General features: G+C 60.8%; 17 protein-coding genes. 14 read left to right on the plus strand and 3 right to left on the minus strand.

Annotated features, from left to right (window positions below; all coding sequences use genetic code 11):
- Nucleotides 1-62 precede the first annotated feature (62 nt).
- Entirely contained in the window at nt 63-824 is a 762-nt protein-coding gene (locus ACZ47E_RS20120; protein ID WP_077986937.1) for an IclR family transcriptional regulator, read from the plus strand.
- Here ACZ47E_RS20120 and ACZ47E_RS20125 read toward each other — a convergent pair.
- Nucleotides 794-1,717 (minus strand): helix-turn-helix domain-containing protein, encoded by a 924-nt coding sequence (locus ACZ47E_RS20125; RefSeq protein ID WP_278067574.1) that lies wholly within the window; start codon nt 1,715-1,717, stop codon nt 794-796. The two genes, ACZ47E_RS20120 and ACZ47E_RS20125, sit on opposite strands and share 31 nt — an antisense overlap.
- 117 nt (nt 1,718-1,834) lie before the next feature.
- On the opposite strand from ACZ47E_RS20125, the gene pobA reads away from it, so the two are divergent.
- Nucleotides 1,835-3,007 carry a 4-hydroxybenzoate 3-monooxygenase gene (gene pobA / locus ACZ47E_RS20130; RefSeq protein WP_278067575.1) on the plus strand — a complete coding sequence of 391 codons (1,173 nt, stop codon included), beginning with the start codon at nt 1,835-1,837 and terminating at the stop codon, nt 3,005-3,007.
- A gap of 198 nt (nt 3,008-3,205) precedes the next feature.
- Here the strand turns inward: pobA and pcaQ are convergent, their stop codons facing one another.
- Nucleotides 3,206-4,147, minus strand: coding sequence for a pca operon transcription factor PcaQ (gene pcaQ, locus ACZ47E_RS20135; RefSeq protein ID WP_072493010.1), 942 nt, complete (start codon nt 4,145-4,147; stop codon nt 3,206-3,208).
- Nucleotides 4,148-4,240: 93 nt separating this feature from the next.
- Here pcaQ and pcaD point away from each other — a divergent pair, with 93 nt between their 5' ends.
- From pcaD to aroQ, 11 genes are all read left to right on the plus strand, one after another.
- The gene (gene pcaD, locus ACZ47E_RS20140; protein WP_278067576.1) at nt 4,241-5,038 is read left to right on the plus strand and encodes a 3-oxoadipate enol-lactonase; all 798 of its coding nucleotides are present in this window, start codon (nt 4,241-4,243) and stop codon (nt 5,036-5,038) included.
- 3 nt (nt 5,039-5,041) lie between these two features.
- The gene (gene pcaC / locus ACZ47E_RS20145) at nt 5,042-5,476 is read left to right on the plus strand and encodes a 4-carboxymuconolactone decarboxylase (protein ID WP_004445114.1); all 435 of its coding nucleotides are present in this window, start codon (nt 5,042-5,044) and stop codon (nt 5,474-5,476) included.
- Complete coding sequence (pcaH, locus tag ACZ47E_RS20150) at nt 5,473-6,213, plus strand: protocatechuate 3,4-dioxygenase subunit beta (protein ID WP_045531631.1); 741 nt, start codon at nt 5,473-5,475, stop codon at nt 6,211-6,213. Before pcaC ends, pcaH begins: the two co-directional genes overlap by 4 nt.
- A gap of 2 nt (nt 6,214-6,215) precedes the next feature.
- Nucleotides 6,216-6,836: a protocatechuate 3,4-dioxygenase subunit alpha gene (pcaG, locus tag ACZ47E_RS20155; RefSeq protein WP_278067577.1), complete on the plus strand. Its 621-nt coding sequence runs from the start codon at nt 6,216-6,218 to the stop codon at nt 6,834-6,836.
- Nucleotides 6,837-6,904: 68 nt separating this feature from the next.
- Nucleotides 6,905-7,993, plus strand: a complete 1,089-nt coding sequence (locus ACZ47E_RS20160; RefSeq protein ID WP_037092261.1) for a 3-carboxy-cis,cis-muconate cycloisomerase — start codon at nt 6,905-6,907, stop codon at nt 7,991-7,993.
- A 341-nt stretch (nt 7,994-8,334) separates the two neighbouring features.
- A complete protein-coding gene (locus tag ACZ47E_RS20165; RefSeq protein ID WP_004445120.1) occupies nt 8,335-9,003 on the plus strand; it encodes an amino acid ABC transporter permease in 669 nt (222 codons plus the stop codon).
- A 12-nt stretch (nt 9,004-9,015) separates the two neighbouring features.
- Entirely contained in the window at nt 9,016-9,666 is a 651-nt protein-coding gene (locus ACZ47E_RS20170; RefSeq protein WP_174150086.1) for an amino acid ABC transporter permease, read from the plus strand.
- A gap of 42 nt (nt 9,667-9,708) precedes the next feature.
- On the plus strand, nt 9,709-10,548 hold the full coding sequence (locus ACZ47E_RS20175; protein WP_004445123.1) for a transporter substrate-binding domain-containing protein: 840 nt from the start codon (nt 9,709-9,711) through the stop codon (nt 10,546-10,548).
- A 13-nt stretch (nt 10,549-10,561) separates the two neighbouring features.
- Nucleotides 10,562-11,323, plus strand: a complete 762-nt coding sequence (locus tag ACZ47E_RS20180) for an amino acid ABC transporter ATP-binding protein (protein WP_004445125.1) — start codon at nt 10,562-10,564, stop codon at nt 11,321-11,323.
- Nucleotides 11,324-11,526: 203 nt separating this feature from the next.
- Nucleotides 11,527-12,396, plus strand: a complete 870-nt coding sequence (locus ACZ47E_RS20185) for a shikimate dehydrogenase (RefSeq protein WP_278067578.1) — start codon at nt 11,527-11,529, stop codon at nt 12,394-12,396.
- Entirely contained in the window at nt 12,393-12,836 is a 444-nt protein-coding gene (aroQ, locus tag ACZ47E_RS20190; RefSeq protein ID WP_004445128.1) for a type II 3-dehydroquinate dehydratase, read from the plus strand. Before ACZ47E_RS20185 ends, aroQ begins: the two co-directional genes overlap by 4 nt.
- Here aroQ and ACZ47E_RS20195 read toward each other — a convergent pair.
- Entirely contained in the window at nt 12,808-13,503 is a 696-nt protein-coding gene (locus ACZ47E_RS20195) for a TetR/AcrR family transcriptional regulator (RefSeq protein WP_278067579.1), read from the minus strand. The genes aroQ and ACZ47E_RS20195 overlap by 29 nt on opposite strands.
- 121 nt (nt 13,504-13,624) lie before the next feature.
- On the opposite strand from ACZ47E_RS20195, the gene ACZ47E_RS20200 reads away from it, so the two are divergent.
- Nucleotides 13,625-15,526, plus strand: a complete 1,902-nt coding sequence (locus ACZ47E_RS20200) for a bifunctional sugar phosphate isomerase/epimerase/4-hydroxyphenylpyruvate dioxygenase family protein (RefSeq protein ID WP_107339671.1) — start codon at nt 13,625-13,627, stop codon at nt 15,524-15,526.
- Nucleotides 15,527-15,581: the final 55 nt, after the last annotated feature.

Here is a 15,581-nt window from a genome sequence, read left to right on the forward strand (position 1 = left end):
ACGGCAAGGATTTTGTGCGTTATATGATTTTTGTTCGTATATCGCACAAATGGAGCGGAGCCATGGCCGTCAATGAAAGAGACATGATGGGCGGTCTCGCCAAGGGATTGCGCGTGATCGAAGCCTTCAGCGCCGAGCGGCCGCGGCTTTCCATCTCCGATGCCGCCGAGATCGCCGGACTGGACCGCGCCACCACACGCCGCTGCCTGCTCACGCTATCGGAGCTTGGTTATGCCGCCTATGACGGCAAATTCTTTACCGTCACGCCGAAGGTGCTGCGGCTCGGAACCGGCTGCCTCGCCACCATGCCGCTTCCCAAAATCGTCCAGCCGCTCATCGATCGCCTTTCGGAGGAGATCGGCCAGAGCACCTCCGTCTCTATCCTGGACGAAACCGAAATCGTTTATGTGGCCCGCGCCGCCCAGCAGCGGGTCATGTCCATTGCGCTGATGCCGGGGTCGCGCCTGCCCGCCTATTGCACCTCGATGGGCCGTGTTCTTCTTTCCGCTCAGCCGCCCGAACGCCAGCGCGACATTCTCGAAGCCTCCCGGCTGGTCGCCCGCACGGAAAAAACCATTACCGATATTCAGGCCTTGCTCACCGAAATCGAGGTGACCGGCCATCGCGGTTATGCGTTGATCGATCAGGAAGTCGAAATCGGCCTTCGCTCCATCGCCGTGCCGCTGAAAAGCGTGCGCGGCCAGACGGTCGCTGCGCTGAATGTCGGGCTCGCCGCCTCGGTCGCTTCGATGGATGATCTGGTGGAGCGATATTTGCCCGCACTTCTGTCCGTTCAGCGGGAACTGGCGAGAATGCTGGTCTGAAGCGGCATCTGCCGCGCGCCGGTATCGCCCATCTTGCGCTGCTCGGCGAGCCGCCAGGCGCGCGGCGTCATGCCGGTTTCCCGCCTGAAGAAGCGGTTGAAATAAGCGGGATCGGCAAATCCAAGACCCTCCGCGATCATCTGTACGCTGGAGACGGTGAAGACCAGTTCCTGCTGGGCGATCTCGATCTGGCGCTTGGCAATCAGCCGCTGCAGGCTGAGCCCGGAAACGGAACGGACAAGCCGGTTGAGGTGCGTTTCCGAAAGGCCGAGCTTCCTCGCATAAAAACCGGCTTTCTGCGGCTCGCGGATATGGCGGGCGATCAGTGACAGCAACCGTTCGAAACGTTGCTCCGCCAGGCCCTCACCGCTTGTTTCCAGAACCGGCCGCGCCGCCCGTGAAAAAAGCGCGACGACGGTCGCAAGCTGGCCTTCTATCATCGCGTCGCGACCGATCTCACGGGCCTCATATTCCGCGGAAATCCGTTCGAACCCGCTGCGCACTCCTTCTCCATCGGCAAAATCCTGTAAGGGCAGAAGCACCGGTTGGGAGAAATTCCGCAGCAGAAGCGCCTGCACCGATGCTGGCAGCGCGCCCTGCAGCATGGTGACGATCACGCCGCCGATATCGCGGGAAAAACGGAAGCCGTGTTCGAAACCGGGTGGCACGATGATGGCGACCGGCGGGCGGATCGGCTCGATGCGGCCATCCAGCAAGGCATCACCCTCGCCGCCAAAAATGTACAAGATTTGCAAAAAAGCAGAATGGCGATGCAGGCCGATTTCAAAGCGATGCAGGCTGCTCCGCGAAAAAAGCGTTTCGCAATGGAAGCGAAAATCGCTGCCCTGCGCGGCTTCCTCACCATAGAGCCCTTCATTGGCAGTCACACGCATCTCATCCCCCTCCTGGGCCCGATGGTCGGATTGTGCAATTTACGGACCGGAAAGTCCATTGAGCTTCCGGCAACGCTTGGTCAATTTCTTGACCGGAGACAAGTTCGGGAGGAAACAATGCGTACACAGGTCGTCATCATCGGCTCCGGTCCATCGGGGCTGTTGCTTGGCCAGCTTCTGGCGAAAGCCGGTGTCGAGACCGTCATTCTCGACCGGGTCAGCAAGGAATACATTCTCGGCCGCGTCCGCGCCGGCGTACTGGAAGAAGGCACGGTACAGCTCATGGAAAAGGCCGGCGCGGATAAACGCCTGCGCCGCGAGGGTCTGCCGCATGACGGTTTTTCGCTGACCTTCGACGGTCGCGACCATCGTATCGATCTATTCGATCTGACCGGCGGCAAGCGTGTGATGGTCTATGGTCAAACGGAAGTGACCCATGACCTGATGGATGTGCGCGAAGCGGCCGGCCTCTCGACCATCTACGATGCATCTGATGTCGAGCCGCATGACTTCGATGGCGAAAGCCCTTATGTAACCTATCAGAAAGATGGCGTAACCCACCGGATCGATTGCGATTTCATTGCCGGCTGCGATGGTTTCCACGGGGTGAGCCGAAAATCCGTGCCGCAAGGCGCGATCAGGGAATTCGAGAAGGTCTACCCCTTCGGCTGGCTCGGCATTCTGGCCGAAGTGCCGCCGGTCAACCACGAACTCATCTACGCCAATCATCCGCGCGGTTTTGCGCTCTGCTCCATGCGCTCGCACACGCGCAGCCGTTATTACATTCAATGTTCGCTCGAGGACCGGCCTGAAGACTGGAGCGATGAACGTTTCTGGGATGAAATCCGCCGTCGCCTGCCGGAAAACCATGCGGATGCAATGGTGACCGGCCCCTCCTTTGAAAAATCGATCGCGCCGCTCCGTTCCTTTGTCAGCGAACCAATGCGTTTCGGACGGCTGTTTTTAGCGGGGGATGCCGCCCATATCGTGCCGCCAACGGGTGCCAAGGGCCTGAACCTTGCCGCCAGCGACGTACATTATCTGAGCGAGGCGCTGATCGAGTTTTATCGCGACAGGTCTGAAGCCGGCGTCGACGCCTATTCGCAGAAGGCGCTTTCCCGCGTGTGGAAGGCGGTGCGCTTCTCCTGGTGGATGACGACGATGATGCATCGTTTTCCCGATACGGGGGATTTCGGCCAGCGCATTCAGGAGGCGGAACTGGATTATCTCGTCCAATCGCGCGCCGCTTCCACCGCGCTTGCGGAAAATTACGTGGGGCTTCCGTATTAGGGCTGCCCCAGACACGCGGCTTTTATCTCTACCGTTTCCACACCCGTCACCCCGGACCTGATCCGGGGTCCAGCGCGATCAAGTCATTGATCGCAAAAGGACTCTTTTCACGGCGCAGACGCGCCGTGGCTGGATTCCGGCTCAAGGCCGGAATGACGGAGGACAGGTTCTCAGACTTTTCCGACCCTCACCCTCATCTCAAGAACCAGCCTCCGCCCTCCCATCCAGCAACTCGCCCGCCGCCTCACGTATGGCCTGCATCAACAGCGAAAGCGGCAGCGAGGGCTGTGTATCGGCCCGCACCGTCAGTCCCACCGGGCCGCTGGTATCGCCGGTCTCGACCGGCAGAATTTCGAGGATGCCATCGGCCACATCCGCCGCCACCACGCCCTCCGAGATGATCCAGATCGCGTCGCTGGTGCGCAGAAAGGCGCGACCGAAGGCGTCGGATACGGTTTCGATGCGGATCGGCAGGGCCGGAACGCCGTTGGCGATCAAAAACTGTTCCACGACAGGACCGATGACGGACTGCCGTGTGGGCATCAGCACCGGATATTCATGCAGGTGATCGAACACCGAAACACCGGGCGACAGAAGCGGGTGGCCAGCCCGCACCACGAAGCGCACCCTTTCCGAATAGAGATGCTCGAAGGAAAACCCGGCCATCTTCTGCGGCGCCGCGAGACGGCCGACGACGAGATCGAGATCACCGACCCGCAGCTGCTCCAGCAGAACGGCGTTTTCGCCCGTCACGATCTTCACCGGGCTGCCGGTCTTTTCCGCCAGAAAACCGGCCATCGCCTTCGGCATGATGCGGACCGAAACCGTGGGCAGAGCACCCACCCGCACCGGGGGACCGGCGCGCGCCGCCTCCTGCGAAACCGAATCGACCGCCTGTCGCAACGCCGTCATCGTCGCGCCGGCGTGGCGCAGGAAAACCTCGCCGTAGCGGCTGATGCGAATGCCGCGACCTTCCCGGTCGAATAGCGAGACACCCAGAATCTCTTCCAGTTCGCGGATCGTTTTTGTCACCGCCGGCTGGCTGACATGCAGGATTTCGGCGGCGCGGATAACGCTTTTCTGCCGCGCAACCTCCACGAAGGTCTGCAGGTGGCGGAACTTGATACGCTGGTCGACCATCGCTCGTATAATCCATTGGTTATGATTTTCATCGATAATGTCATTTTACTTAACCGGAACCCGCTTGCAATATCCCCGGCAGGAGGAGCCATCATGCATTTTCTGCGCTGCGGCGAGACCGTGATCCATTATCGCGTCAAGGGATTGGACAGCGGCAAGCCGGTCATCGCCTTCATCAATTCGCTCGGTACGGATTTCCGCATCTGGGATGCGGTGATCGAGGTGCTTGGCGATGACTATGCCTACGTGCTGCACGACAAGCGTGGCCACGGGCTTTCCGATATCGGTTGCCCACCCTATTCGATCGACGACCATGCCGGTGACCTGATCGCGCTGCTCGATCATCTCGGCGTGAAAAGTGCCGTCATCTGGGGCCTGTCCGTTGGCGGCCTGATTGCCCAGAGGCTTTATGCCCGCCGGCCCGATCTCGTCCGCGCATTCGTACTCAGCAATACCGCTCACAAGATCGGCACAGCCGACATGTGGAACGCCCGCATCGACAAAATCTCTGCGGATGGCCTCGGCTCGCTGGTCGATCCCGTCATGGAGCGCTGGTTCACGCCCGCCTTCCGCACGCCTGACAATGCCGCCTATGCCGGCGCACGCAACATGCTGTCGCAACAGCCGGAAGCCGGTTACAGCGGCACTTGCGCCGCCATCCGCGATGCGGATTTTACCGCGGCCGCCGGGCGCATTGCCGTGCCGACCCTTTGTATCGTGGGCGATCAGGACGGCTCGACACCGCCGGAACTGGTAAAATCGCTGGCGGACCTCATTCCCGCAAGCCGCTTTGTAACAATCGCCGGCTGCGGCCACATTCCCTGCCTTGAACGGCCACTCGCCTACGCGCAGGCCGCGTGCATTTTTCTCAAGACCTTGCCGGAGCATTGACCGATGGCGGACCAGAACAACAAGAACGAACGTTTCGAACAGGGCATGAAGACCCGTCGCTCCGTGCTGGGAGATGCCCATGTGGACCGCGCCCAGACCGTGACGACGGGCTTCGACCAGCCTTTTCAGCAGCTCATTACCGAAGGCGCCTGGGGCACCGTCTGGTCCGGCAATCAATGGACGAAACGCGAGCGCTCGATGGTCACCATCGCCCTTCTTGCGGCGCTGGGCCAGGACGAAGAACTTGCCATGCATGTGCGCGCCACCGTCAATACCGGCGCAACCGAGGCGGATATTCGCGAGGCGCTGATGCACGTGGCGATCTATGCCGGCGTGCCTGCCGCCAATCATGCTTTCAAGATTGCCAAGCTTGCCCTGGCCAGCATGAAAGCCGATAGTTCCCTTGATAAAACTGGCGATGGGGAGGAGACGAAATGAGCAACCAGCCACCAGAAACCGGGCCTTTCTTCGCACGCAACCGCGATATTCACCCGCTGGCCTATGCGCCCGGCTACAAGACCTCGATCCTGCGCTCGCCGCAACGCGCCCTGATTTCGCTTGAAGGAACCAAGAGCGAGATCACCGGTCCCGTTTTTGGCCATGGCATGCTGAATCCGCTGGATAACGATCTCATCCTCAACTATGCCCGCCCCGGTGAAATGCCTGTTGGACCGCGTATTCTCGTTCACGGCCGGGTGCTGGACGAGCGCGGTCGCGGCGTCGACGGCGCGCTGGTGGAATTCTGGCAGGCCAATGCCGGCGGTCGCTACCGCCACAAGAAGGAAAGCTACCTCGCCGCCATCGATCCGAATTTCGGCGGCGTCGGCCGCACGATCACCGACGAGAACGGCTATTACTGGTTCAAGACCATCCAGCCGGGCGCCTATCCCTGGCCGAACGGCGTCAATGACTGGCGGCCGGCCCATATCCATTTCTCCATCTTCGGTCACGGTTTCGCGCAGCGCCTCATCACCCAGATGTATTTCGAAGGCGATCCGCTGATCTGGAAATGTCCGATCGTCAAAACCATTCCGGACGAGGATGCGATACGGAGACTGATCGCGCCGCTGGACATGAATGCGACGCTGCCGATGGACATGCTGGCCTATAAGTTCGATATCGTGCTGCGCGGTCGCCGCTCCACCCTTTTCGAAAACCGCATGGAGGGCAACTGATCATGGTTCAGCCGCTCAACTATTTCAAGGAAACCGCCTCACAGACGGCAGGGCCCTATGTGCATATCGGCTGCACACCCAATTTCGTCGGCATCGAAGGCGTGTTCGAGAAGGATCTCGGTTCCGGCCCGCTTTATAACGACAAGGCCCGCGGCGAGCGCATCAGCGTGCGCGGCACGGTCTATGACGGCGCCGGCATGCCGCTCAAGGATGCGCTGATCGAGATATGGCAGGCCGATACCGACGGCTATTACAACAGCCCGAGCGAAACGCGCGGCAAGGCCGATCCGAATTTCATCGGCTGGGGCCGCTCGCCCGGTGACATGGATACGGGCGAATTCGTCTTCGAAACCATCAAGCCCGGCTCGGTGCCGTTCCGCGACGGTCGGCCGATGGCGCCGCACATCACCTTCTGGATCGTCGCGCGTGGCATCAATATCGGCCTGCAGACCCGTATGTATTTCCCGGAAGAACAGGAGGCCAATGCCGCCGATCCCGTTCTTACCCGCATCGAGCAGAAAAGCCGCATCGCCACGCTTGTCGCCAAAAAGGAAGAAGGCAACGTTTATCGTTTCGATATCCGTCTGCAGGGCGAAGGCGAAACCGTGTTTTTCGATATCTGACGCATATCGCGCAAAAGTGTGCAGCGGTTTTGCGACAACGATATGCGCAAAAGAAAGCGAGACGGACGATGAGCCTTTCCCCCTTCGAGCACCCTTTCCTCTCAGGCCTTTTCGGCGACAGCGAAATCGTCGAGCTGTTTTCGGCAAGGGCGGATATCGACGCCATGATCCGTTTCGAAGCGGCGCTGGCGGAGGCGGAGGCGGAGGCTGGCATCCTTGCGGATGAGGTGGCACAAGCGATTGTCTCAGGCCTGTCGGACTTTGCCGCCGACATCACCGCCCTTCGCCACGGCGTCGCAAAGGATGGCGTTGTGGTTCCCGAACTCATCCGGCAGATGCGGGCGGCCGTCGCCGGCAAGGCAGCGGACAAGGTGCATTTCGGCGCGACCAGCCAGGATGTCATCGATACCAGCCTGATGCTGCGGCTGAAATTGGCGGCGGAAATCATCGCCATGCGGCTCGGGCGTCTCGTCGATACGCTGGGAGATCTCGCCTCCCGCGACGGCCATAATCCGTTGACGGGCTACACGCGCATGCAGGCCGCGATCGGCATCACCGTCGCCGACCGGGCGGCAAGCTGGATTTCACCGCTGGAGCGCCATTTGCTGCGGCTCCAGAGCTTCGCGCAGACCGGTTTCGCCCTGCAATTCGGCGGCGCGGCCGGCACGCTCGAAAAGCTCGGTGACAATGCCGCAGCCGTGCGCATCGATCTGGCAAGGCGCCTCGGCCTTGCGGATCGGCCACAATGGCAAAGCCAGCGCGACGGCATCGCCGAATTTTCCGGTCTGCTTTCGCTGATCACGGGCACGCTCGGCAAGTTCGGGCAGGACATCGCGCTCATGGCCGAACTCGGCACGGAAATCCGCCTCTCCGGAGGCGGCGGTTCCTCGGCCATGCCGCACAAACAAAATCCGGTCAATGCCGAAACGCTGGTGACGCTCGCGCGCTTCAATGCCGTGCACATATCGGCGTTGCACCAGTCGCTTGTGCACGAACAGGAAAGGTCCGGCGCGGGCTGGATGCTGGAATGGCTGTCGCTCCCACAAATGGTGACGGCAACGGGAGCCTCGCTGCTGATCGCCGAGCGGTTGGCGGGGCAGATAGACAGGTTGGGCGCAGGCGAAAACGAGCCTCAGGGCGATCGCCATCTTCCATAGACCAGGGTTTCCAGGAACTGCCAGACGGGCGGCCGGTGGCGACATGGTGACGTGCGGAAAGCGCTTGCGCTCCTTTGCATTAGCCATTGATAAAAAAGACTTTATCGGGAATTTCAAAAAACAAAAAAACAGCGGCGACGCCGCTTTTTAACCGGATATGACGCTTGACACAAAAATGAACTAACTGGTACAAACATTAAGATTAACGAGACGCCGCCGACGAGGGTTCGAAGCCCGCAGCGGCAAAAATCGACAAATGGAGGGCTTTGGCGCCGCACGGTTCCAGAGCGATGCGGACAAGGCACAAAGCCTGTCCGGACCCGAAGGGGTTGGGAGGAAGAATGTCTTACAGTCTCGATTTCTCAGCGGTCATAGACCGGCTGCCCGAGCTGCTTTTAGCCTGTCTGGCGACGATCGGCCTTGCCATTGCCGGCATGTCGCTTGCCACCGTCATCGGGGTTCTCGGGGTTGTCGCCCGACGCTCGCGTTTCAGGCTGCTGCGCGGCATCGTCATCGGCTTTGTGGAAGCCATCCGCAATACGCCGTTTCTGGTGCAGATATTCTTCATCTTCTTCGCCCTGCCGCAAATCGGCATCAAGCTCAATCCCACCGTCACCGCCATCATTGCGCTGGCCCTGAACGGTGGCGCCTACGCCATTGAAATCATTCGAGGCGGGGTCGATTCCATCCCCAAGGGCCAGGTGGAAGCGGGCCTCGCGCTCGGCCTGCACCGGGCGCAGATCTTCCGCCATATCATCCTGAAGCCGGCGTTGCGCGCGGTCTATCCGTCACTCACCAGCCAGTTCATCATGCTGACGCTGACGACGTCGGTCTGCACTTCGATCGCCGCTTATGAGCTGACTTCGGTCGCGCAGAAGATCGAGGCGGATACGTTCCGGTCCTTCGAGGTCTATTTCTCGATCACGCTGCTTTATCTCGTCATTTCCTCGCTGATGATGGCCGTCTTCTCGCTCATCTCCCGCCTTTCCTTCAGCTATCCGGTCAAGTGAGGAGAAAAGACAATGGCATCCATCGGTCCCAACGAACTCTTCTTCCTGCTGCAGGGTCTGAAATGGACCCTTGCGCTGACCATCATCGGCTTTATCGGCGGCGGCATTTTCGGCCTTTGCGTGGCGCTCGCCCGCGTTGCGGACAGCCCGGCAATCCAGCGGGCAAGCACGGCCTACATCGCCATCTTCCAGGGCACGCCGCTCCTGATGCAGCTTTTCGTCGTTTATTACGGCGTGGCGCTGGCCGGCCTCAATGTGGATGCCTGGATCGCCGTTGCCATCGCCTTCACGCTGCATGCCAGCGCCTTCCTGGGTGAAATCTGGCGCGGCGGCATCCAGGCCGTACCGAAAGGCCAGACGGAAGCGGCCAATGCGCTTGGCCTGCATTACATCTCACGCATGAAGGATGTGATCCTGCCGCAGGCGCTCAAGATTTCACTGCCGGCCACCATCGGTTTCCTCGTGCAGCTCATCAAGGGCACCTCGCTTGCGGCGATCGTGGGTTTCGTCGAGCTCTCCCGCGCCGGACAGATCGTCTCCAACCAGACGTTCCGCCCGCTCACCGTCTTCGCCCTCGTCGGCATCATCTATTTCCTGATCTGCTGGCCGCTCTCCCTGTGGGGCGCCGGCGTCGAAAAGCGGCTGCAGGCCGCGTCCCGTTAAACGTCAAAACCATCTCATCAGCTTTGTAAGGAGGAGCAAAAGATGAAAACCACCAGCATGAAATTCTCGCGTCGCGCCCTGCTCGCGCTCGCCGCGGCAACGGTTGCGCTGCCTTTCGTGACACCGGGCGATGCTTTCGCCGGGACCGTTGAAGAGGCAAAGGCCAAGGGCAAGGTCGTCATCGGCATTCAGGGTGACAATTCGCCCTGGGGCTTCGTGAATTCCAGCGGCGTGCAGGATGGTCTCGATGCCGATATCGGCAAGGCCTTCGCGGACTATCTCGGCGTGAAGGCCGAGTTCGTGCCGCTCGCCGTCGCAAACCGCATCCCGGCGCTGCTGACCGGCAAGGTCGACGTGCTCTTCGCCACCATGGCCATGACCGCCGAGCGCGCCAAGAGCATCCAGTATTCGAAGCCCTATGTCGGCAACGTGTTTTCCGTCTATGCCCCCAAGGACAAGAAGATCGCCGGTTACGATGATCTGACCGGCATCAATGTCGGCGTGCCGAAGTCGAGCGCCATGGACACGGCGATTACTGCCGGTGCCGGCTCCAAAGCCAATATCCTGCGCTTCGATGACGACGCCGCCAATATTCAGGCGCTGATATCGGGCCAGGTCGAAGCCGTGGGCGGCAACATGTTCTACGGCGACCGGCTGAACAAGGCCGCCGAGGGCAAGTACGAATCAAAGTTCGAACTGACGACCATGTATAACGGCGCCGGCACCCGCCCGGGCGAGAAGGACTGGAACGAAACCGTCAACGCCTTCCTCGACAAGATCAAGTCGGATGGTCAGCTCGCCAAGATTTACGACAAATGGATGAAGCGCGAAGTGCCGGCCTTCCCGGACAGCCTTCCCGACATCCCCTTCACCGTGAAGTAATCTGGAGGTTTCCATGCCGCAATCCGCCGCCGCACAGGTTCCGCTTATCGCCCTTGAAGGGGTCGGAAAGTGGTATGGAGCCTACCACGCGCTTAAAAATGTCAACATGACGGTTCGCAAGGGCGAGAAGATCGTTCTTTGCGGCCCGTCCGGTTCGGGCAAATCCACCCTCATTCGCTGCATCAACCATCTGGAGGAAATCCAGGAAGGCAAGATTACGGTGGAGGGAACCATGCTTTCGGATTCCAGCCGTGCCATAGATGCGGTTCGGCGCGAAGTGGGCATGGTGTTCCAGAGCTTCAATCTCTTTCCGCACAAGACCATCATGGAAAACTGCACGCTGGCGCCCATGCGGGTGAAAGGCCTGTCGAAGGCCGATGCGGAGGCGACGGCACGCAAATATCTGGAGCGCGTGCGCATTCTCAACCAGGCCGACAAGTACCCCGCCCAGCTTTCCGGCGGCCAGCAGCAGCGCGCGGCGATTGCGCGGGCGCTGTGTATGGAACCGAAGGCGATGCTGTTCGACGAACCGACCTCGGCCCTCGATCCGGAAATGGTGAAGGAAGTGCTCGACACCATGATCGGTCTTGCCCGCGACGGCATGACGATGATCTGCGTGACGCATGAAATGGGTTTCGCCCGGCAGGTGGCCGACCGCGTGGTCTTCATGTCGGAAGGCGAGATCATCGAGGAAGGCCCCCCGGAGGAATTCTTCCGCGATCCCAAGCACCAGCGTACCCGCACGTTCCTTGGCGAAATTCTCGCCCATCATTGAGGTTCGCGCTCCGCGGGGAACTCTTGGCGACCTCCCCCGCAGAGACAGCGTCATCCCCGGGACAGGCCCGGGGATCCATGGAGCCAGCGGATGACAGATCCCCGGGATCAGGCCCGAGGATGACGACGGCGAGGTTTCAACACCTCGCCAGCAACCCGAAGGCAGGCGATGCCCGCCGCCGAACAGATGAACGACCCGAGATCATGACAGACAAAACCGCATTCAAGGTCGGCCTGATAGGCGCCGATATCCAGCTATCCAAGTCACCCGCGCTGCATATGCGCGAGGGAGCAGCCCATGGTCTAGACTATTCTTATGAGCTGGTGGATGTCTCCGCACGCAAATTGCCCCTGAGCGCCCTTCCCGATTTGCTCGATGAGCTGGAGGCGCGCGGTTTTGCCGGCACGAATATCACCCATCCGTTCAAACAGGCCGTCATCGCGCATCTGCACGAACTTTCTGACGACGCCCGCATGCTTGGAGCGGTCAATACCGTCGTCTTCCGCGAAGGCCGCCGCATTGGCCATAACACCGACTGGTACGGCTTTTACGAAAGCTTCGTGCGCGGCCTGCCGGATGCAAAGCGTGATCGGGCGCTGCTGGTCGGCGCAGGCGGCGCCGGCGTGGCTGTCGCCCATGCCGCCCTGAAGCTCGATATTATGAGACTCGATATTTTCGATCGCGATTTGCCCCGGGCCGAGCGCCTGGCGAGCGAACTCAACGACCGTTTCGGAGAAGGGCGCGCCTTTGCCGTTGGCGACCCGGCCGCTTCCCTGCCCTTTGCCGATGGCCTGATCCACGCCACGCCAATGGGCATGCCCGCCCATCCCGGCATGCCGGTTTCGGCCGCCCTGATCGAACAGCGACACTGGGTGGCCGATATCGTCTACATGCCGCTCGTGACCGAGTTGCTGGCGACGGCGGCGAAAAAGGGCTGTCGCACCCTGCCCGGCGGCGGCATGACGGTGTTTCAGGCCGTTGGCGCATTCCGCCTCTTCTGCGGCCGCGAGCCGGACGCTGCGCGCATGACCGCACATTTCACCGAGCTGTGCATGGCGGAGGGGGTGGCATGAGTCTTTTCACCATCCTCAACGGCCCGAACCTCAACCTGCTCGGCCAGCGCCAGCCGGAAATCTACGGCTATGAAACGCTCGCTGATATCGAGTCCCGTTGCCGCGGGATCGCAGAAACCGCCGGCCACGAACTGTTTTTTGCCCAGAGCAACCGGGAATATGAGCTGATCGACTGGGTTCACGAAGCCCGCGGCAAATCCGCAGGCATCGTCATCAACCCCGGCGCCTTTACCCATACGTCGGTGGCCATCCTCGACGCGCTCAATGCCTTTGAGGGGCCGGTGATCGAGGTCCACATTTCCAACATCCACAAGCGCGAGGTCTTCCGGCACCACTCCTATGTCTCGACCCGCGCCGAAGGCGTGATCGCCGGCCTCGGCATCGAAGGTTATGACGTGGCGCTGCGCCACCTCATCGGCCGTCTTTCGCGCTCGTCGTGATATGGGCGGGCGTCAGCACATAACGCAGCACCATGTCGCTGACATGCCGCGACAATGTCTCCTGTCCCGCATCGGTGAACAGGCTGTCGCCGAAGATGAACGAGAACGTCGTGACATTCGAGACGTTGAAAAAGGACAGCGCGCTGATCTGCCAGTGCAATTCCAGCGCATCGATGCCCTCGCGGAAGACGCCGCTCTGCTGGCCTCGCAGCAGCACGCTTTCCAGCGCATCGATGGCCGGACGGTTGAGCTGGCGGATCGTTTCGGAGGACTGCATGTGCCGGCCGTGATGGATGTTCTCGATCATCACCATGCGAATGAAAGCGGGATTGCGCCGGTGGTGATCGAAGGTGAACCGACAGAGCTTGTCGAGCGCCGCAGCCGGTTCCAGATCATCGAGCTCCAGATCGCTCTCGCCGCCGCGCACCTTGGCATAAGCCTCCTCCAGAACGCGCTGGTAAAGGCTCTCCTTGTCGGAGAAATAATAATAGATCATGCGCTTGGACGTGCGCGTGCGCGCCGCTATTTCATCGATGCGGGCGCCGGAGAGGCCATTTTGCGAAAACTCTTCCATGGCCACCGAAAGAATGTCGCGGCGAACTCCTTCCGGATCACGCTTCGCCTGCCGGCTTTCTCGGGTCGCGTTCAAAGTCGCAGTTTTGGTCATCATCCATTCCATCGGTGGGGCGGCGGCCTGCGGTCACGCCCTGCTTATTAACCAATCAGTACATAAGGCTGAAAAGGAAGGCAATATGGCGAGCTATGACACAGCAGGACACGGCATGCCAATGCGCACATCCATTGCAACCGTATCGATCAGTGGCGAATTCCCCGAAAAGCTGGCGGCGATCGCCAAGGCCGGCTTTTCCGGCGTGGAGATTTTCGAAAACGATTTCCTGACCTATGACGCCTCCCCGCGCGAGGTAAAGGCACTGGCTGCCGACCACGGACTTGATATCACCCTGTTTCAGCCGTTCCGCGATTTCGAGGGCATGCCGGAACCGCACCGCGCCCGCGCCTTCGAGAGAGCGCAGCGGAAATTCGACATCATGGGCGAACTCGGCACAGATCTGATGCTGATCTGCTCAAATGTCTCGCCGGTCTCGCTCGGCGGCATAGACCGCGCCGCCGCCGACTTCCATCAGCTGGGCGAACTTGCCGCAAAACATGGCGTGCGCGTGGGTTACGAGGCGTTGGCCTGGGGCCGTCACATCAGCGATCACCGCGATGCCTGGGAAGTGGTGCGCCGTGCCGACCACGCCAATGTCGGCATCATTCTCGACAGTTTCCACACGCTGTCGCGCAAGATCGATCCCAATTCCATCCGTTCCATTCCCGGCGACAAGATTTTCATCGTCCAGCTGGCCGATGCGCCGCTGATCGACATGGACCTGCTCTACTGGAGCCGCCATTTCCGCAACATGCCGGGAGAAGGCGATCTGCCTGTCGTGGATTTCATGCGCGCCGTGGCTGCAACCGGTTATAGCGGCCCGCTGTCGCTCGAAATCTTCAATGACCAGTTCCGCGGCGGCTCGGCCCGGCTGCTCGCCGAGGACGGCCACCGCTCGCTCGTCAACCTGATGGATCAGGTGCGCCGTCTTGAGCCGGATATCAGAATCGACGTGCCCGCCATGCCGGACCGGGTTGAGACGCGGGGCGTGGAGTTCGTGGAATTCACCACGGCGCCGGAAGAAAAGATCAATCTGGAGGCGCTGCTCGCCACGCTCGGTTTCGAGAAAACCGCACATCACCGCAATCGCGATGTCGACCTCTACACCCAGGGCGATATCCGCATCGTCATCAATACCAGTGATGGCGGCGACAGTTTCGCCGGGGCGTCCTATTCCATCCACGGCACCAATGCCTATGCATTCGGCCTGAAGGTCGATGACGCCAAAGCGGCGCTGGCGCGTGCTGAAGCGCTGGGTGCGCCCACCTTCGCCGAGCCGCGCAAGACGGGCGAAGTCGCCGTCCCGGCCATTCAGGGCGTGGGCAACGGTGTCATTTATTTCCTCGACGATTCGCCGGCGCTTGCTTCCATCTGGGACAATGAGTTTGCGACAGTCGGCGACAATAAACCAGCTGGCGATGCCGGGCTGAAGAGGATCGATCATCTTGCGCAAACAACGCATTACGATGAAATGCTGACGTGGCTTCTGTTCTACACCTCGCTGTTTTCTACCCGCCGCACACCGATGATCGATGTGGTCGATCCGGGCGGGCTGGTGCGCAGCCAGGCGATTGAAAGCGTACCCTCGCCGCATTTTCGCCTGACCATGAACGGCGCCGACAATCGCAAGACCTTCGCCGGCAAATTCCTCGCTGAAGGTTTCGGCACCAGCATCCAGCACATCGCCTTCGCCACCGACGATATTTTCGCGACGGCCAGGGCGATGCAGGCACGTGGCTTCCACGCCCTGCCGATCTCGCGCAATTATTACGACGATCTGGAAGCGCGTTTCGGTCTGGAGCCGGAATTTTCCGATGCTCTCCGGGCCGCCAGCATCCTTTATGACCGCGACGACAATGGCGAATATTTCCAGATCTACAGCCGCACCTTCGGCGAAGGTTTCTTCTTCGAAATCATCGAAAGGCGCGGGGCTTACGGCGGTTATGGTGCCATGAACGCCCCCTTCCGCATCGCCGCGCAACGACGCCTTGCGCCGCCGGTTGGCATGCCGAAGGAATAGGTCTCGGCAGCGAAATCCGACGAGGCCGCAGCCGGCAGGAATGGCGCTGCGGCCT

The organism is Agrobacterium sp. 5Ca39 (assembly GCF_055382365.1).